The sequence below is a fragment of the Burkholderia sp. COPS genome, from assembly GCF_019425585.1.
GTDB classification, from domain to species: domain Bacteria; phylum Pseudomonadota; class Gammaproteobacteria; order Burkholderiales; family Burkholderiaceae; genus Burkholderia; species Burkholderia cepacia.
This window is the reverse complement of sequence record NZ_WIXR01000037.1, coordinates 34,848-51,837: the sequence shown is the minus strand read 5'-3', so window position 1 is coordinate 51,837 and position 16,990 is coordinate 34,848. Positions and strand designations below refer to the sequence as shown.

Here is a 16,990-nt window from a genome sequence, read left to right as displayed (position 1 = left end):
GGACGACCGCACTGCCGCGTTTCAGCCCGGGTCACCCCAGCCGCCGCCGAGTGCGACGTAGAACGCGACCGTGTCCTGCAGCCGCTGCGCGACTGCCTGCAGCCACGCGAGACGTGCCTGGTGGTATTGCACGTCGGCGACCAGCAACTGGACGTAGCCCGAGATCCCCGCGTCGTAGCCGGCCTGCGTGAGCGTCAGCGCATCGCGGGCCGCGGCCATCGCGCGGGCCTGCGCATCGAGCGCGGTTGCGTCGTTCGCGAGTGCGCGCAGCGCGTCGGCGACCTGCGAGAACGCCGACAGCACCACTTGCCGGTAGGTCGCGTCGGCTTCGTCGTACGCATCCTGCGCCGCACGCCGCTGGTTCAGCAGCGTGCCGCCGTGAAAGAGCGGTGCGGTGAGCCCGGCGCCGACGCTCCATGCGCGGCCGGCCGGCGCGAACAGCCGGCCAGCGACGGTGCTGTCGAAGCCGCCCGACGCGGACAGCGTGACATTCGGGTAGAGCGCGGCCGTCGCGACGCCGACCTGCGCACTGGCCACGTGCAGTTGCGCTTCCGCCTGCAGGATGTCCGGCCGGCGGCGCACCAGCGACGACGGCGCCGTATCCGGCAGGCTGGCCGGCAGCGCGATGCGCTCCAGCGACAGGTCGGGTGTCTGCCAGTCGGCGGGGTAGCGGCCGGCGAGCAGCGCGAGCAGGTCGTCGGCCTGGGCGCGTTTCTGGTCGAGCGCGGGCAGCGTCGCCTCGAGCGACGCCCGTTGCGATTCCAGCGTCAGCACCGCAACGTAGGCCGCCGCGCCGGCCGTCACCTGCGCGCGCGTCAGGCGGATCTGCTCGTCGAGCAGGCCGATCATCTCGCGCGTGGCCGCGGTTTCGTCCCGATAGGCGGCGCGCGCGACCATCGTGTTGACGACGTTGGCGGTCAGCATCAGGTACGCGCCCGCCAGCGCCTGGCGCTGTGCGTCGACGCCGGCCGTGAGCGCCTCGACCTGCCGCCGCTCGCCGCCCCACAGGTCGAGCGTGTAGCTGACCGTCGCCGACAGCGTGTACAGGTTGAAGATCGAGGCCGGCAGACCCTGCCCGGTGCGCAGCGGCGCATAGCGCTGGCGCGACGCGCCGGCCTGGGCATCCGCCTGCGGAAAGAACACGCCTTCGCCGGCCCGCAGCGCATGTTCGCTGCGCCGCAGCGTCGCCTCGGCGAGATCGAGCGTCGGGCTGCCGGTCAGCGCGTCGCCGACGGTCGAGTCGATCGCACGGCTGCCGAAGCGCGTCCACCAGTCGCGTGTGAGCGGCTCGCTCGCCGACAGCGCCTGTGTCTGCCCCCCGGCTGTCCATGCGCCGGTCGCGGCGTCCGCGGCGACGAAACGCGAGACATGCGGCGCGGGCGGACGGGTGAAGTCGGGCCCGACCATGCATCCGGCCAGCGGCGCGACGGCCGCGAGCAGGGCCGCCGCGCGCAGCAGGCCGCGGACGGGGCGATCATTTTCCGGCCACGTACACATCGACGATCTGCCCGGGAAACAACCGGACGGCCTTGTTCGGGACGATACGGAAAATGACCGGCAGCACCCGCACGTCGACGCGCTCGGTGCGCTGGTCGGACAATTCGATCTTCGGCGTGACGTACGGCTGCACGCGGACGAACTGGAGGTCGGCCTCGCCCGACGTACCGCGCACGAACATGTGAGCCTTCAGCGCATGCAGGTCGGGCAACTGGTGGATCAGGATTTCGTCGATGTAACAGCGCACCTGCAGGCGGTCGACCGGCGTGCCGAGCACCGCGACGGGCCCGTTGCCCTGCGTGTAGGTATCGTAGAGCCCCTGCGAGGTCAGGTACGAGCCGACGGCCGCGTTCATCGCGAGCACGGTGCCGTCCGCCGGCGCGCGCAGCGTGTAGCGGGCAAGCAGCGCGGCGGCCGCGTCGGCCGCGCGCCGCAGCGCGACGGCCTGCGCTTCCTGGTTGCGCACGTCGTAACGCCACGCGCCGGCTTTCGTCAGGCGATACTGCCGCGTCACGACGTCCAGGTTGGCCGCAGCGACGCGTACCGCGTTCGCGGCCGTGTCGAGCGCATCGCGGCTGACGGCCTTCGGGTCGATGTCGTATGCGCGCCGCTGCTTGTCGTACTGATCCTGCGCGAGCTTCAGGCTGGCCTGGGCAGCCGTGGTCTGCGCGGTGGCCACGTCGAGCACCTCGCGGCGCGGCTGCGCTTTCAGTTCGTCGAGCAGGGCGTCGGCCGCGTCGGCCTGTGCCGCGAGCTGCGCGGCGGTGGCGCGCTGCACCGAGTCGTCGATCGTCAGCAGCACATCGCCGGCTTTCACCGGATCGCCGTCGTGCACGAGGATGCGTGTCACCGCGCCCGGCACGTCCGGGTAGACGTTCACGTTCGCGCCGGCCGGCTGTTCGCTTTCGACGATGCCGTTCGCATAGACGCCGCGCGGGTACGGATTGGCGGCCGGCTTGAATACCGGTGGCTGCGGCGGTTCCTGACGGCTGTACACCCACGCGGCAACGACGCTTGCCAGGAAGCCGAGCAGGGCCGCCACGAACACGAGCCGGTGCTTCATCGCGCACCTCCGCGGTCGATCCCGTTCAGCTTGCCGTCCTCCATCCGCAGGATGCGGTCCGCGTATTCGAAGATCCGCGCATCGTGCGTGACGATCACGATGCAGCGCGTGTCGTTCAGCACCTGGTGCTTGACGAAGTCGATGATCATGCGGCCTGTGTCGCCGTCGAGCGACGCGGTCGGCTCGTCGAGGATCAGCAGGTCGGGCTGGCTGACGATCGCGCGCGCGATCGCGACGCGTTGCTGCTCGCCGCCAGACAGCTTGACGGGCGGCAGTTGCGCGCGATTGCCGAGCCCGACGACGTCGAGGTAACCGAGCGCTTCGTGCATCGCCTCGTCCCACGGGCGGCGTTTCAGGATCAGCGGAATCGCGACGTTCTCCACGGTCGTGAGCCGCGGGAACAGGTGGTAGTCCTGGAATACGAAGCCGATCCGGTTCAGCCGGAAATCGGCGATCGCGTCGTTCGGCTGCGCCCACAGGTCGACGCCGTCGATCGACACCGAGCCGGATTCCGGCCGCAGGATGCCCGAGATCACGCTGAGCAGCGTCGTCTTGCCGCTGCCGGACGGCCCGACGATCAGCAGCATCTCGCCGAAGTTCGCCTGCATCGACACGTCGCGCAACGCCTGCGTGCGCGCGTCGCCTTCGCCGAACCACTTGCTGACGCCTCGTGCGTCGATCGCGACGTTCGCCATCGTCAGCCCCGGAAGATGTCGAACGGCTCGATGCGCAGCACGCGCCGCACGCCGAGATAGCTCGAGATCGTCGCGATCACGACCACCATCCCGAACGCGAGCGCCAGGTTGCCGAACGTGACGAGCGCCGCGTAATCCGGAATCTGCAGCTTCGCGAGGCTGATCATCAGCACGCACAGGCCGACGCCGATGCCGTAGCCGGTCAGCGCGGTGAACGTCGCCTGGAACAGGATCATCACGACGAGTTCGCGGCTTTTCGCGCCGATCGCCTTCAGCGCGCCGAACTTGTCGAGGTTCTCGAGGATGAACGCATAGAACGTCTGGCCCGAGATCGACAGGCCGATGATGAAGCTGATGATCGTCATCAGCATGATGTTGGTGCCCAGCCCGGTCTCGTACTTGTAGAAGCGTGCGATCTGCGCGATGAATTCGTCGCGCGTGTACGCGCGATAGCCGAGCGATTGCACGACGGCCTTGATGTGCGCGATGTCCGCGGCCGATTTCGGCTCGACGAGAATGTACGACGTCGTGAAGCGCGGCGACGGAATGTACCGGATCGCGCGGGCGTATGTGGTGTAGAGCGTCGGCGTGCCGAACAGGCCGCTGGCCGCCACCTTCGCGATGCCGACGATCACGCCGCGATGGTCGTTCAGTTCGAAATCGGTGCCGACCGACGGATTCTCGAGTTTCGGAAACTCGGGGTCCTGGATCGCGATGAAGCCGTTCTCCGCGTAGATGTCCTCGATGTGGCCCTGCAGCATCGTCGGACGGCCGAGCAGGCTCGCGTCGTCGAGGCCGACGACCGTCACGGCCTGGTAGGTGCCGGAGCGCAGCTTCACGAGCGCGGCGCCGGAGTAGAGCGGCACCGCATACTTGACGCCGTCGGTGCTGCGCACCACGTCGAGCACGTAGTCGGGCATGCCGATGCTGTTCGCGATCGTCTTCACGGCCGGGTCCATCACCCACACTTTCGCGCCGATGTTGATGACGGACGCCGACGACTTGTTCAGGATCCCGGCGAACAGCGATGTCATCTCGATCATCAGCAGCACGGAGAACGTAATGCCGACGGTCAGCGCGGTGAACTTCGCGCTGTCGTTCACGAGCAGCTTGAACGCGAGGCGGAGGATGCCGTTCATGACGGTGAATGCGAGGGATGCGGGCGCATCACGAATCCTCGCCAGCGGCCGAATCCAATTGTGCGACGAAAGCGGCGACGCCCGAAACCAGTGCGAGGATCGCGTACGGAAGGACATGCACGCCGACCAGCATCGCGTGCACGACGCCCAGCAGCGACGAGAGTGCGATGAACACGCCGAGCGTGGCAAGAACGATCCGGTTTGGCAGGCGCATCATGACGTTCTCCGGCGGGGCGGCCGCCGGCCGCCCGTGAGCGTGATGCCGACATGCCGCCATCGCGGCCGCTGCGGCTATCACAAGACGTGACGTCATGATCGCGTGAAGGGTGCCGGCACGGTTGATCTGTATCAACGGACGAATCCGGGCGCCGCGCGGGCGCCTGGCCGCCTGCCGGGCCGGTTACGCCATTTGGGCGATCGTCTTGCGAAAGCGGGTCAGCGACAGCAGGAACAGCGCGCAGCCGATCGCGAACAGCACCGCGAACTGGATCCAGACCGCATCGAGGCCCGCGCCGCGGTACAGGATGCGTTGCGCGAGTTCGACGAAGTGCGTGGTCGGCGCGGCCAGCATGATGTCCTGCACGGCGAGCGGCATGCTCTCGCGCGGTGTCAGCCCGCCTGACAGCAGTTGCAGCGGCAGCAGCACGAGCACGAGCAACATCCCGAACTGCGGCATGCTGCGCACGAGCGTCGCGAGAAAGATCCCCATCGACGTCGTCGCGAACAGGTGCAGCGCCATCCCGGCCACGAACAGCGGGATGGAGCCCGGAATCGGCACGTGCAGCGCTCCGCCCACGACCAGCGTCAGCGACGCGACGGCCGCCACCGTGACGACGAGCCCCATCGACCAGACCTTCGCGAGCATGATTTCCGCGGCGGTGACCGGCATCACGAGCAGATGCTCGATCGTGCCGTGCTCGCGTTCGCGGATCAGCGCGGCCCCGGTGAGGATCATCGACAGCATCGTCACGTTGTTGATCAGCTCCATCAGCGCGCCGAACCACACTTCGTCGAGATTCGGGTTGAAGCGCATCCGCATCGCGAGATCGACGGGCGGCGACGCCGTGCCGCGATAGCGCCGCACGAATGCGTCGATCTCGCCCGACACGATCTGCTGCACGTAGCCGCCGCCGGTAAAGGCCTGCGTCATGCGGGTCGCGTCGACGTTGAGCTGGATCGTCGCGTGACGGCCGGCGAGCACGTCGCGCTGGAAATCCGGCGGAATGTCGAGCGAGAACGTGTAGTCGCCGTTGTCGAGGCCGCGATCGGCCGCGGCCGCGTCGACGATCGGCGGCGGTGCGAACTGCGGCGGGAAGAACGCCGACGCGATGCGTGCCGACAGCGGCGATGCGTCTTCGTCGACGATCGCGATCGGCACCTTGTGCAGCGTTTCCGGGCGCGCGGTGGCCGCGACGTAGATCGACGCGCTGAACGTGTAGACGATCAGCATCAGCAGGATCGGGTCGCGGGCGAGGCTCCAGAGCTCCTTGACCCCGAGCCGGAAGATGACGAGCAGGCGCGACATGGTCAGCGCTCCTGTTTGCGCAGCAGGACGGCGGTCATGGCCAGGATGGCCGGCGCCGCCGCGAGCAGCGGCCAGAACTGCGACGACAGGTCGCCCAGGCCGAGCGCCTTGTTGTAGACGCCGCGGCTGATCGCGAGCATGTAGGTGGCCGGGTAGACCGCCCCGATCCACTTGCCGGCGCCTTCCAGCGACGACAGCGGCGTGAGCAGCCCCGAGAACTGCACGACGGGAATCAGCGTGCCGACGATCGTCATGAAGATCGCGGCGATCTGGCTGCGCGTGAACGTCGACGCGAACAGGCCGATGCCCGTGGCCACCACGTTGAAGACCAGCACCGCGGCCGCGAGCGTGAAGAAACTGCCCTTGATCCGCACGCCGAACGCGACGTCGGCCAGCACGACCATCAGCAGGAAGTTCAGCATCGCGAGCATCACGTAGGGCGCCTGCTTGCCGAGCAGGAATTCCGCGCGTGTGACGGGCGTGACGTACAGGTTGACGATCGACCCGAGCTCCCGTTCCCGGACGACGGCGAGCGCCGTCAGCATCGCGGGCAGCATCAGCAGCAGCATCGGCATGATGGCCGGAATCATCGCCGGCAGGCTCCTGACGTCCGGGTTGTAGCGATAGCGCACGGCGATCTCGACGGCCGGCGCGAGCGACGCGCCGAGCCGGCGCTTCGCCTGGTCGCGCAGCCAGTTCTCGTGCATGCCGGCGACGTAGCCGCGGATCGTCTCGGCGCGCATCGGCATCGCGCCGTCGATCCACGCGCCGATCTCGACCCGTCGGCCGTGCGCGACGTCCCGCGCGAACCCGGGCGGAATCTCGATCGCGAGCGACAGCTGGCCGTTGCGCATGCGGCGGTCGATCTCGCGCTCGTCCGCGAGCGGCGCGCGCGGCACGAAGTAGCGCGAGCCGCCGAGGTTCTGCGCATAGTCCTGGCTCAGGATCGACTGGTCGCGGTCGAGTACCGCGAACGTCAGGTTGTCGACGTCGAGGCTGATGCCGATGCTGATGACGCACATCAGGACGAGCGACCCGAACAGGGCCAGCGTCGCGCGCAGCGGGTCGCGCCGCAGCTCCAGCACTTCCCGCCACAGGTAGCTGCCGGCCCGCGCCGGGCTGAACCACGCGGCCGCGCGGGCGGTGCCGGCCCCGCTGGCGGAGGCCTCGGGCGGCGCGCTCAGCCAGCCCGCGTCGGACGCGGCGTCCATCGGGACGCTGTCCGCACGCTGCGCGTCGGTCAGGTATGCGATGAACGCCTCCTCGAGCGTGCCGGCGCCGCGCATGCGCACGAGTTCTCCCGGCGACGCGCTGGCGAGTACCCGGCCCGCGTGCATCAGCGAGATGCGATCGCAGCGCTCGGCTTCGTTCATGAAGTGCGTCGAGATGAAGATCGTCACGCGATCCTGCCGGGCGAGCTCGATCATCAGCCGCCAGAAGTCGTCGCGCGCGACGGGATCGACGCCCGACGTCGGCTCGTCGAGGATCAGCAGTTCGGGCTTGTGCACCATCGCGACCGCGAGCGACAGCCGCTGCCGCATGCCGAGCGGCAGGCTTTCGGGTAACGCGTCGAGTACGCCGGTGAGCCCGAAGCGCCCCGCCATTTCGTCGACCCGCGCCGGCACGTCCGCCTCCGGCACGCCGAACAGGCGCGCATGCAGCACGAGGTTCTGCCGGACGGTCAGCTCGCCATACAGCGAAAACCCCTGCGACATGTAGCCGACCCGCCGGCGCGTGTCGATGTCGTCGGCCGCGACCGGCTGGCCGAACAGCGTCGCCGTGCCTTCGGAGGCCGGCAACAGGCCCGTGAGCATCTTCATCGTCGTCGACTTGCCGCAGCCGTTGGAGCCGAGGAAGCCGAAGATCTCGCCGCGGCGGATTTGCAGGCTCACGTGATCGACCGCGACGAAATCGCCGAACCGCATCGTCAGCCCGTCGGCCTCGATCGCGTAGCCGGCGGCGGGTTCGGGCTGAAACGGCGCGATCCGGATCGGCTCGTGCCCGCGCCGCTGCGCGTCCGGGAGCAACGCGACGAATGCGCCTTCGAGCGTGTCGCACCCGGTGCGGGCCAGCAGCTCGTCCGGGCTGCCGGTCGCCAGCACCCGCCCGGCGTCCATCGCGATCAGCCGGTCGAAGCGCCGGGCTTCGTCCATGTACGCGGTCGCCACCAGCACGCTCATCGCCGGGCGGGCGGCCCGGATGCGCGCGATCAGTTCCCAGAACTGGGCGCGCGACAGCGGATCGACGCCGGTCGTCGGTTCGTCGAGGATCAGCAGGTCGGGATCATGGATCAGCGCGCAGCACAGGCCGAGCTTCTGCTTCATGCCGCCGGACAGTTTGCCGGCGGGGCGATCCAGGAACGGGTGGAGGCCGGTGCTGCGCGTGAGCGCGTCGATCCGGCGGCGCCGCTCCGCCGCATCGTGGCCGAACAGTCGCGCGAAGAACTGCAGGTTTTCCTCGACGGACAGCGTCGCGTAGAGGTTCCGGCCCAGGCCTTGCGGCATGTACGCGATGCGCCGGCACACGCGCGCGCGATGACGGCGCGACGACAGGTCGGCGCCGAGGACCCAGACGCGGCCCTGCTGGATCGCGCGTGCGCCGGACACGAGCGCGAGCAGGCTCGACTTGCCGACACCGTCCGGGCCGATCAGCCCGACCATGCGGCCGGCCGGGATGTCGAGCGTCACGTCGTCGAGCGCGGCCTTGTCGCCGTAGTGCAGCGAGACGCCGGACAGCCGCGCGACCGGCGCGGGTGCCGGCGGCGTTTCGGTCGCGCCGGCACCGGTATCGGCCGGGAGCGCCGATTTCATTGCGGCACCCGGACGGCGAGGCGCGCCGGCCACGCGGCGTTCGGATCGACCTTCAGCCACGCGACACCCGGCAGCCCGGTCTTGACGAGCTTCAGGTGGCGCTGCAGCAGGTCGCGGTCGATGCGCGCCTTCACCCGGAACATCAGCTTCTGCCGTTCGGTGGCCGTCTCGACCGTCTTCGGCGTGAACTGCGCGGTGCTCGACACGTACGACACGCGGGCCGGAATCACGTATTCCGGCGCGGCATCGAGCACGATCCGCACGTCGGCGCCGAGCGGCACCCGGCCGACGACCGTCTCGGGCAGGAAGAACGTCATGTAGACGTCCGACAGGTCGACCACGTTGACCACCTTGCCGCCGGCCGGCAGCACCTCGCCCGATTCGGCCACGCGATACTGCACGCGCCCGTCGCGCGGCGAGGTCAGGTCGCTGTCCGAGATGTCGGCCTGCACGCGCGCGACGGTCGCCTGCGCGGCCGTCACCGCGGAGTGCGCGGCGACCAGCTGGGCCCGGGTCGCGTCGATCGCGGCCTGGGCAGCCTGCACCTGCGCGCGCGCCGCATTCACGGTCGCCCGCAGGCTGCCGGCGCGTGCGCGATCGTCGTCGAGTTCCTGCATCGACGACGCGCCGTCGCGCGACAGCGTTTCGGAGCGCGCGAGCCGCCGTGTTGCCGCATCCAGTTCGCTTTCCCGCTGGACGACGACGGCCTCGGCCGCCGCCTTGTCGCTGCGCCGCTGCGCGACCTGCGCGTCGATGCTCGCCGCCGTGTTCACGGCCTGCTCCTCCCGGGCGCGCGCCTCGTCGAGCTGGGCCTGCAGGACGACCACGTCCATGCGCGCGAGCGGCTGCCCGGCCTTCACGAAGTCGCCTTCGTCGACGAGCATCGCGGTGACGCGTCCCGGCAGTTTGGTCGCGACGTCGATCTCGGTCGCCTCGATGCGGCCGTTGCCGCTCACGAGGCCGGCATCGGCCTGCCCGTCACGCCAGCGCGTCCATCCGAAATACGTGATGCCGATCGCGAGCACGGCGACGCCTGCCCCGATCAGAAGAGGGCGCTTGAGGGTTTTCATCGTGTGGAATCCGGATTCGTCGATTCGTTGGTCGATTCGTTGGTCGGTCGCGCGGCGCCCGCGCCGCCGTCTTGCGTGGCGCCGCCGAGCGCGCCGTACAGCGCGACGCGGCTCGACAACAGCGCGCGACGCGTCATCACCCATTGCTGCTCCGCGTTCATCAGGTCCCGCTGCGCGTCGAGCACCTCGAGGAAGCGGGTCGCGCCGCTGTCGTAGCGCAGCTTCGCGAGGCGGGCCCGCTCGGCCTGAGAATCCAGCGTGGCGCGCTCGATACGCACCTCGTCGGCCAGCCAGTAGCGGGACGCAAGCGCATCGGACACGTCGCGAAACGCGCTCTGGATCGTCCGCTCGTACCGCGCGAGCGCTTCGTCGCGCTGCGCGTGCGCGAGTGCGAGATTCGAGCGGTTGCGGCCGCCGTCGATCAGCGGCAGCGTCACGTTCGGGATCACCGACCAGACGCCGGTGCTGGACGTCAGCAACTCATGCAGCGCGCTGCTGCCCGAGCCGATCGAGCTCGTCAGCGCGATGCGCGGAAAGAACGCGGCGCGCGCCGCGCCGATGTTCGCGCGGGACGCCTGCAGTTCGTGTTCGGCCGCGATCACGTCCGGCCGCTGCGTGAGCAGCGACGAGGGCAGGCCGGGGGCGAGCGACGGCGCGACGGCGGCGTCGTCGAGCGCGAGCGGCGTGCCGGCCAGATCCAGCGGCGCACCGACCAGCAGGGCCAGTGCATCGGCCGCCGATGCGCGCGCCTGTTGCAACTGGGCGCCGAGGGATTCCGCTTGCTGCAGCAGGATCTCGGCCTGCGTCAGGTCGAGGCGCGAGATCGCGCCGGCCGCATGGCGAAGCCGGAAAATCCGCAGCGACTCGCGGCGCGTGTCGATCGTCGCACGGGTCAGCGCGATGCGCTCGTCGTACTCGCACAGCGTCAGGTACGCGTTGGCGACCGACGTGATCACGCTCAGCGTCGCGGCACGCCGGGCCGCATCGCTCGCGAGATAGCGCTGCAGCGCCGCTTCCTTCAGGTTGCGCACGCGGCCCCAGAAATCGAGCTCCCATTGCGTCTCGGCCAGCCGGACCTCGTAGGCCTGGCCGATGAACGGGGTGGGCGTGAGGAGCCCGCCCGGCGCGCGAAACCGCGCATAGGCCGCGCCGGCGCCGATCGTCGGCCACTGGTCCGCGCTGCGGATGCCGTAGACGGCACGGGCCTGTTCGACGCGCGCGACGGCCGCGCGCAGGTCGCGATTGTTGGCCAGCGCCTGCGCGATCAGCGCCCGCAGGCGCGCATCGACGAAGTAGTCCTGCCATGCGGGCACCTGCGCGGCCGCGGGCGTGGCGCCGGCCGACGGATCCGGAAAGGCGGCCGGGATCGGCGCGGCGGGGCGCTGGTCCGGCGGGGCGAGCGACAGGCATCCGGACAGCAGGCCGATACTCGTTGCGAGCGCAACGAAACGCCCGTACCGGGAAGCTGCAGTGCGGAACACGACGGGAAGCGCGGTGGCGCGCATGGAAAGCCTCGGCGAATACGGAAACGCGGGGTGGCGCCGCCTCGTGGCGTCGCCGCTTCGGGTTCACTTATATCCGACGATTGACGCTCCTACCCTTGATCTGCATCACTTCCGCGGGAATGCGTTTCGAGCGGTGCTTCGGTTGACAGGCGCGCCGGAACATGGCCCCGGGCCGGCGGGTTGCGCCGCGCCCGACGCGGTCGCGCGCGTCACGGCCGGTCGCCGGGTGCGAGGTTCAGCAGGACGGCGAACGAGAGGATGCTCAGGATCAGCGTGACGATCGAGTATCTGAACACCCGCTCGTCGAACAGCATGCCGTGAATGATGCCGCCCAGCGATGCGAGCGCGATGAATACGCTGAGCGTCGCCAGCGAGATGCGGTATTGCCTGCGGTTCATGACGGTCTCCCGGGGAACGGCGGTCGCAACGATGCGAAGCGTGCGGGCCGCCACGAATGTCGCGGCGCCGCCGGGGTCATGATCGCGTCGCGCCCGGTCGCGCAGTTGATCTGCGTCAACGGAAAAATCGGGATCGAGTGTGTGCTACGGCGGCTGCCGCAAGCACGGCGTTGATTGATCCTCGTCAAACCGCCGGCGCCGCCTTGCGCGATGCTGAATCCGGTGCGGCCCCATCGCCGATCGCGAATGTCGCGACCGGCACGGCCCGACAGGAGACGGCAATGAAGTCCGATGCGGCACTCAAGCAGGATGTCGAGCAGGCACTGTTCTGGAATCCGGCGATCGATGCGCGACGGATCGACGTCGACGTACACGACCGGATCGTGACGTTGCGCGGCACGGTCGACAGCTGGGCCCAGAAACTCGAGGCGCAGAAAACGGCGCTGCATGTCGAGGATGCGCGCGCGCTCGTGCTCGAACTGAACGTCGCGCCGCCGGAGAACGCGTGCGCGGACCAGGAACTGGCGATCGCGATCACGTTCGCGCTCGGCTGGCAGGAGGCGCTGCGCGATCACAAGATTCGCGTCGAGGTCGATCACGGTTGCGTGACGCTCGACGGTGAAGTCGATCATGCATACCAGAGCCGGGCGGCGGAAAAGATGGTCAGCCGGATGATCGGCGTCGTCGGCGTCGCGAACCGGATCCGGGTGCGAACGGACCACACGGTGCCGGACGTCGGCACGCGGATCGCCGAAGCGCTTGCGCGTCGCGCGCGGCGCGAATCCGCGGGAATTGCGATCGACGCGGCCGACGGCATCGTCACGTTGACGGGCAAGGTCGCGTCGCTCGCCGAAAGGCGCGCCGCGTGCGGTGCGGCCGGATCGGTGAGAGGCGTCAGGGAGGTCGTCGACCGGCTCACCGTCGGCTGACGGCTCGCCAGTGCTGTCCACTGCGAGGAGAAGCAGTCATGAACCGTTCGAATTCCGGCCCCGGCCGACACCCTCTGCGCCACGACAGGCGCATGCAGCCGCATACGAAGGACAGCTACCGCGATCCGAAGCGGCCGAAGGGCGACAGGATCTGCGAAGGCTGCGGCGCCGTCTGCGACGCGGGCCGCTGGACGTGGTACGCGACGCCGCTCGACCGGCGCCAGCTCGAATGCCCGGCCTGCAGGCGCATGCGGGAAAACCTGCCGGCGGGCGAACTGGTGCTGCACGGCGCGTACCTGTGCGCGCACCGGGCGACGATTCTCGACCTGCTCGAGCGCCAGGCCATCCTGGAGACGAGCGAGCACGCGCTCGAACGCATCATGGAAATCGAGAAATCCGCCGATACGGTCGTCGTCCGCACGACGGGCGTGCACATGGTGCGACGGCTGGCGGAAGCGTTGCTGCATGCGCATCACGGCGATCTCGCACTCAACTATCGCGATGGCGAGGACATCCTGCGCGCGCAATGGACGCGCAACGACGCATGAACGGAGGTGTGGCCGGCGAGCGGGCCCGATACGATGAAAAAAACATTCGATTATTCCGGACTGCTGATCCCGTTCGTGTTTGCCGCGCTGGTGGCGTATCAGCTGCTGATGGCCCGGCCGGCAACGACGTCGATCCCGTACAGCGACTTTCACCGCCTGGTCGACGCGCGGCTCGTCGACGATCTGGACATCGGCCAGTCGTCGATTTCGGGCGTGCTGCGCATGCCCGAGGCCGCCGCGAACCTGCCGGCCTCCGACGCGGCCGCCGTGAAGAAGGCCGGGCCGCCGTGGCGCTTCACGACCAACCGGGTCGCTGACGATCGTCTCGTCACCGAACTCACTGCCGCCGGCATCCGCTATCGCGGCGTGCCGGATTCGGGCTGGCTGGAAACGCTTGCCGGGTGGATATTGCCGGTGATCGTCCTCGTGACGTTCTGGAGCTTCATGATGCGCAGGCCGGGCGGCGTCCGGGACTTCAGCGGCATGGGCAAGAGCCAGGCGCGCGTGTACGTGCAGCAGGAAACCGGCATCACGTTCGACGACATCGCCGGCATCGACGAGGCGAAGGCCGAACTGCAGCAGATCGTCGCGTTCCTGCGCAACCCCGAACGCTACCAGCGGCTCGGCGGCAAGATCCCGAAGGGCGTGCTGATCGTCGGCGCGCCCGGCACCGGCAAGACGCTGCTCGCGCGCGCGGTGGCCGGCGAGGCGGCCGTGCCGTTCTTCACGATCAGCGGTTCGGCGTTCGTCGAGATGTTCGTCGGGGTCGGCGCGGCACGCGTGCGCGACCTGTTCGAGCAGGCGCAGCAGAAGGCGCCGTGCATCGTGTTCATCGACGAGCTCGATGCGCTCGGCAAGGCGCGCGGCGTCGGCCTGATGTCCGGCAACGACGAGCGCGAGCAGACGCTCAACCAGCTGCTCGTCGAGATGGACGGCTTCCAGGCCAATTCGGGCGTGATCATCATGGCCGCGACCAACCGGCCGGAGATCCTGGATCCGGCGTTGCTGCGGCCCGGGCGCTTCGACCGCCACATCGCGATCGACCGGCCCGACCTGAACGGCCGCAAGCAGATCCTTGCCGTGCACACGAAGCGCGTGAAGCTGGCCCCGGAGGTCGATCTTGCCGAGCTGGCGCAGCGCACGCCGGGCTTCGTCGGCGCGGATCTCGCGAACGTCGTCAACGAGGCCGCGCTGCATGCGGCCGAGCTCGGCAAGCCGGCGATCGGCATGGCCGACTTCGACGAGGCGATCGATCGCGCGATGACGGGCATGGAGCGCAAGAGCCGCGTGATGAACGACGAGGAAAAGCGGACCATCGCGTACCACGAGGCGGGGCACGCGCTCGTCGCGCAAAGCCGCGTGCATTGCGATCCGGTGAAGAAGGTGTCGATCATCCCGCGCGGCATCGCGGCGCTCGGCTACACGCAGCAGGTGCCGACCGAGGATCGCTACGTGCTGCGCAAGAGCGAGCTGCTCGACCGGCTCGACGTCCTGCTCGGCGGCCGCGTCGCCGAGGAGATCGCGTTCGGCGACGTATCGACCGGCGCGCAGAACGACCTCGAGCGAGCGACCGCGCTGGCGCGGCACATGGTCATGCAGTACGGGATGAGCGCGAAGCTCGGCCTGGCGACGCTGGACGACGCGACGCCGCAAGGCGGTTCACCCGGCGTGTGGACGCCGGGCGACGGCCGCTGCAGCGAACACACCGCGCAGTTGATCGACGAGGAGGTGCGCGCGCTGCTCGAAGACGCGCACGTCCGCGTCGCGGCGACGCTCGGCGAGCATCGCGACGCGCTCGAACGGATCGCGCGGTGCCTGCTGCAGCACGAGTCGATCGATCACGACACGCTGGTGGCGCTCATTACGCCGCCGGACGATCGCGGTGCGGCGCCCGGGCCGGCGCGAGCCGATGCGGAGCCGGTAGCGGCCACGGACACGTCGGCCTGACGCGCGACTGGCGAGCGGGCCGCTCAACAGCCGATGCAGACCGCGCCGTCGCGCGGTTGCGCGGTGTCGTCGGTAACGACCGACGCGAGCCGCGGATCGGGGCGGAACACCGTGATGCCCTTGAGCCGGTCGCGCCACGCCGCGAAGAACAGCGCGTCGACCTGCGCCAGCGAACACTGGCTGTCCAGCGTCACGGTCTTCGAGATGCCGGCGTCGACGCAGGGCTGGAGCGCCGCGAGCATCGCGACGTGATCGAGCGGTGCGATCTCGGCCGCGGTAGCGAAATAGTCCGGCAGCCCGACGCCGTTGCCATGCAGCGCGCGAAACAGCCGGTAAGCATGGTTCTGTACCCGGAACGCGCGCACCTGCCCGTCTGCCGTGCGGACCATCCTGCGCTGCGTCCAGCCGACGGCCGGCTCGATGCCGTTCGAGCAGTTGTCGCAGAACGCGAGACTCACGCTGCCGGCCGGCGCGAACGACAGCAGATGGCTGTTGCGCAGCCCGTGCCGGTCGATCGCGTGATGCACCTTCAGCGGCAGCCGCATCCGGTAGGCGGGGCCGGTCAGGTAAGCGGCCGGATCGTAGGCGGGAAACGCGCCGCGCTCGGCGGCCAGCGCGGCCGATGCGGCAAACGCGTGCTCGCGCATCGTCAGCGCGATGCTGCGCGCACATGCGCGCGCCTCGACGCTGTCGTAGCGTAGCCGCAGCATCGTCAGCGCGTCGCCCAGGCCCGTCACGCCGACACCGATGCGCCGCGTCCGCTGCGCTTCACGTGCATGCGCGGCGAGCGGCCATGCGGTGAGGTCGAGCACATCGTCGAGCAGCCGCACCTGGACGTGCACCGCGTCGGCAAGCGCCGTGAAATCGATGTGCGGCTCGCCGCCGATGCCGAACGGGTGATGCACGAACCGCGACAGGTCGATCGGCCCGAGCACGCAGCTGCCGTAGGGCGGCAGCGGCTGTTCTCCGCACGGGTTCGTCGCGTCGATCCGCTCGTGCTCGCGCAGCGGGTTCGCGTCGCGGATCGTGTCGAGGAACAGCAGCCCGGGTTCGGCGCTGTCGCGTGCGGCGTTGACGATCGTTTGCCACAGCTTGCGAGCAGGAACCGTCGCATGAAGGTAGCGCCCGTCCTGCCGCCGGAGCGACGCAGCGTCGGCTGCGTGGCGCGGCGCGTGATGGACGAGCGCCCAGGGCAGATCGTGCGCGACCGCTTCCATGAACGCGTCCGTGATGCCGACCGACAGGTTGAAGGTCGGCCAGCGCGATCGCCCGCGCTTGGCCGTGACGAACGCGGCCAGATCCGGATGATCGCAGCGTAGGACGCCCATCTGCGCGCCGCGGCGCGGGCCGGTGAACGGCAGCGTGCGGCACATCGCATCGAAGCGGTCGATCGCCGCGCAGGCGCCACGTTCGGCCGACAGGCGGCGTTCGTACGCGCCGGCGGGCGGCACCGGCGAGAAGTCGTAGCCGATTCCGCCGCCCATCAGCAGCGTGAGCCGGGCGTCGTCGAGCGCCTGCGCGAGCGCCGCGTCGGTGCCTTGCAGCGGCATCTCCACGGGAACCGCGAGCGGGTGGACGAAGCAGTTGATCATCGTTCCGCCTGCCGTCGAGCCGGCATTCGCCATGATGCGGCCGGCGCCGATCGCGCCGCGCTGCAGGTTCAGGAAGAACGTGCGCTCGGCCCGGGCGCGCAGCGCGGGCGGCTCGGCGAGTGACAGTGCATGGGCGACACGCTGGAAGACGGCCGCGCGCGACGTTTCGCCGGGCTGCGCATAGCGCTCGGCGAGCACGGTGGTGCAAAGCGGCTGCTCGTCCATGGCGGGGCTCGGCGACGACGGATGACTCACTGTAAGGGCCTGCCCGC

14 protein-coding genes are annotated in these 16,990 nt (G+C 69.6%); 3 read left to right on the top strand and 11 right to left on the bottom strand.

Annotated elements, in window-relative coordinates; genetic code table 11:
- Positions 1-21 precede the first annotated feature (21 nt).
- The 10 genes from FOZ70_RS27575 to FOZ70_RS27530 form a co-directional block, all read right to left on the bottom strand.
- Positions 22-1,497 carry an efflux transporter outer membrane subunit gene (locus FOZ70_RS27575; protein ID WP_219707251.1) on the bottom strand — a complete coding sequence of 492 codons (1,476 nt, stop codon included), beginning with the start codon at positions 1,495-1,497 and terminating at the stop codon, positions 22-24.
- Entirely contained in the window at positions 1,475-2,560 is a 1,086-nt protein-coding gene (locus tag FOZ70_RS27570; RefSeq protein WP_219707250.1) for a biotin/lipoyl-binding protein, read from the bottom strand. The genes FOZ70_RS27575 and FOZ70_RS27570 overlap by 23 nt, the downstream gene beginning before the upstream one ends.
- A complete protein-coding gene (locus FOZ70_RS27565) occupies positions 2,557-3,261 on the bottom strand; it encodes an ABC transporter ATP-binding protein (RefSeq protein WP_175851021.1) in 705 nt (234 codons plus the stop codon). The genes FOZ70_RS27570 and FOZ70_RS27565 overlap by 4 nt, the downstream gene beginning before the upstream one ends.
- Complete coding sequence (locus tag FOZ70_RS27560) at positions 3,258-4,394, bottom strand: ABC transporter permease (protein ID WP_021163488.1); 1,137 nt, start codon at positions 4,392-4,394, stop codon at positions 3,258-3,260. Before FOZ70_RS27560 ends, FOZ70_RS27565 begins: the two co-directional genes overlap by 4 nt.
- A 28-nt stretch (positions 4,395-4,422) precedes the next feature.
- A complete protein-coding gene (locus tag FOZ70_RS27555) occupies positions 4,423-4,611 on the bottom strand; it encodes a DUF2964 family protein (protein ID WP_021163489.1) in 189 nt (62 codons plus the stop codon).
- A 183-nt stretch (positions 4,612-4,794) separates the two neighbouring features.
- Positions 4,795-5,919, bottom strand: a complete 1,125-nt coding sequence (locus FOZ70_RS27550; RefSeq protein WP_059621620.1) for an ABC transporter permease — start codon at positions 5,917-5,919, stop codon at positions 4,795-4,797.
- A gap of 2 nt (positions 5,920-5,921) precedes the next feature.
- Entirely contained in the window at positions 5,922-8,729 is a 2,808-nt protein-coding gene (rbbA, locus tag FOZ70_RS27545; RefSeq protein WP_219707249.1) for a ribosome-associated ATPase/putative transporter RbbA, read from the bottom strand.
- Positions 8,726-9,799 carry an efflux RND transporter periplasmic adaptor subunit gene (locus tag FOZ70_RS27540; protein WP_021163492.1) on the bottom strand — a complete coding sequence of 358 codons (1,074 nt, stop codon included), beginning with the start codon at positions 9,797-9,799 and terminating at the stop codon, positions 8,726-8,728. Before FOZ70_RS27540 ends, rbbA begins: the two co-directional genes overlap by 4 nt.
- The gene (locus FOZ70_RS27535) at positions 9,796-11,304 is read right to left on the bottom strand and encodes an efflux transporter outer membrane subunit (protein ID WP_219707248.1); all 1,509 of its coding nucleotides are present in this window, start codon (positions 11,302-11,304) and stop codon (positions 9,796-9,798) included. Before FOZ70_RS27535 ends, FOZ70_RS27540 begins: the two co-directional genes overlap by 4 nt.
- A 209-nt stretch (positions 11,305-11,513) precedes the next feature.
- Complete coding sequence (locus FOZ70_RS27530) at positions 11,514-11,702, bottom strand: DUF2964 family protein (protein ID WP_042977964.1); 189 nt, start codon at positions 11,700-11,702, stop codon at positions 11,514-11,516.
- A gap of 281 nt (positions 11,703-11,983) precedes the next feature.
- On the opposite strand from FOZ70_RS27530, the gene FOZ70_RS27525 reads away from it, so the two are divergent.
- The 3 genes from FOZ70_RS27525 to ftsH are packed head-to-tail and all read left to right on the top strand — an operon-like array spanning position 11,984 to position 15,126.
- Positions 11,984-12,631, top strand: coding sequence for a BON domain-containing protein (locus FOZ70_RS27525; protein ID WP_219707247.1), 648 nt, complete (start codon positions 11,984-11,986; stop codon positions 12,629-12,631).
- A gap of 38 nt (positions 12,632-12,669) precedes the next feature.
- Positions 12,670-13,179 carry a BCAM0308 family protein gene (locus tag FOZ70_RS27520; protein ID WP_059484443.1) on the top strand — a complete coding sequence of 170 codons (510 nt, stop codon included), beginning with the start codon at positions 12,670-12,672 and terminating at the stop codon, positions 13,177-13,179.
- Between the two features lie 33 nt (positions 13,180-13,212).
- Positions 13,213-15,126 carry an ATP-dependent zinc metalloprotease FtsH gene (ftsH, locus tag FOZ70_RS27515; RefSeq protein ID WP_219707246.1) on the top strand — a complete coding sequence of 638 codons (1,914 nt, stop codon included), beginning with the start codon at positions 13,213-13,215 and terminating at the stop codon, positions 15,124-15,126.
- 23 nt (positions 15,127-15,149) lie between these two features.
- Here the strand turns inward: ftsH and FOZ70_RS27510 are convergent, their stop codons facing one another.
- Positions 15,150-16,943: an adenosylcobalamin-dependent ribonucleoside-diphosphate reductase gene (locus FOZ70_RS27510; RefSeq protein ID WP_219707245.1), complete on the bottom strand. Its 1,794-nt coding sequence runs from the start codon at positions 16,941-16,943 to the stop codon at positions 15,150-15,152.
- Positions 16,944-16,990: the final 47 nt, after the last annotated feature.

Excerpts from the sequence above, each read along its gene's own strand:
- FOZ70_RS27525 (WP_219707247.1), top strand. The coding sequence starts at position 11,984 with ATGAAGTCCGATGCGGCACTCAAGCAGGATGTCGAGCAGGCACTGTTC.
- FOZ70_RS27570 (WP_219707250.1), bottom strand. The coding sequence starts at position 2,560 with ATGAAGCACCGGCTCGTGTTCGTGGCGGCCCTGCTCGGCTTCCTGGCA.
- FOZ70_RS27560 (WP_021163488.1), bottom strand. The coding sequence starts at position 4,394 with ATGAACGGCATCCTCCGCCTCGCGTTCAAGCTGCTCGTGAACGACAGC.
- ftsH (WP_219707246.1), top strand. The coding sequence starts at position 13,213 with ATGAAAAAAACATTCGATTATTCCGGACTGCTGATCCCGTTCGTGTTT.
- FOZ70_RS27550 (WP_059621620.1), bottom strand. The coding sequence starts at position 5,919 with ATGTCGCGCCTGCTCGTCATCTTCCGGCTCGGGGTCAAGGAGCTCTGG.
- FOZ70_RS27530 (WP_042977964.1), bottom strand. The coding sequence starts at position 11,702 with ATGAACCGCAGGCAATACCGCATCTCGCTGGCGACGCTCAGCGTATTC.
- FOZ70_RS27535 (WP_219707248.1), bottom strand. The coding sequence starts at position 11,304 with ATGCGCGCCACCGCGCTTCCCGTCGTGTTCCGCACTGCAGCTTCCCGG.
- FOZ70_RS27520 (WP_059484443.1), top strand. The coding sequence starts at position 12,670 with ATGAACCGTTCGAATTCCGGCCCCGGCCGACACCCTCTGCGCCACGAC.
- FOZ70_RS27575 (WP_219707251.1), bottom strand. The coding sequence starts at position 1,497 with ATGTGTACGTGGCCGGAAAATGATCGCCCCGTCCGCGGCCTGCTGCGC.
- FOZ70_RS27540 (WP_021163492.1), bottom strand. The coding sequence starts at position 9,799 with ATGAAAACCCTCAAGCGCCCTCTTCTGATCGGGGCAGGCGTCGCCGTG.
- FOZ70_RS27555 (WP_021163489.1), bottom strand. The coding sequence starts at position 4,611 with ATGATGCGCCTGCCAAACCGGATCGTTCTTGCCACGCTCGGCGTGTTC.
- FOZ70_RS27510 (WP_219707245.1), bottom strand. The coding sequence starts at position 16,943 with ATGGACGAGCAGCCGCTTTGCACCACCGTGCTCGCCGAGCGCTATGCG.
- rbbA (WP_219707249.1), bottom strand. The coding sequence starts at position 8,729 with ATGAAATCGGCGCTCCCGGCCGATACCGGTGCCGGCGCGACCGAAACG.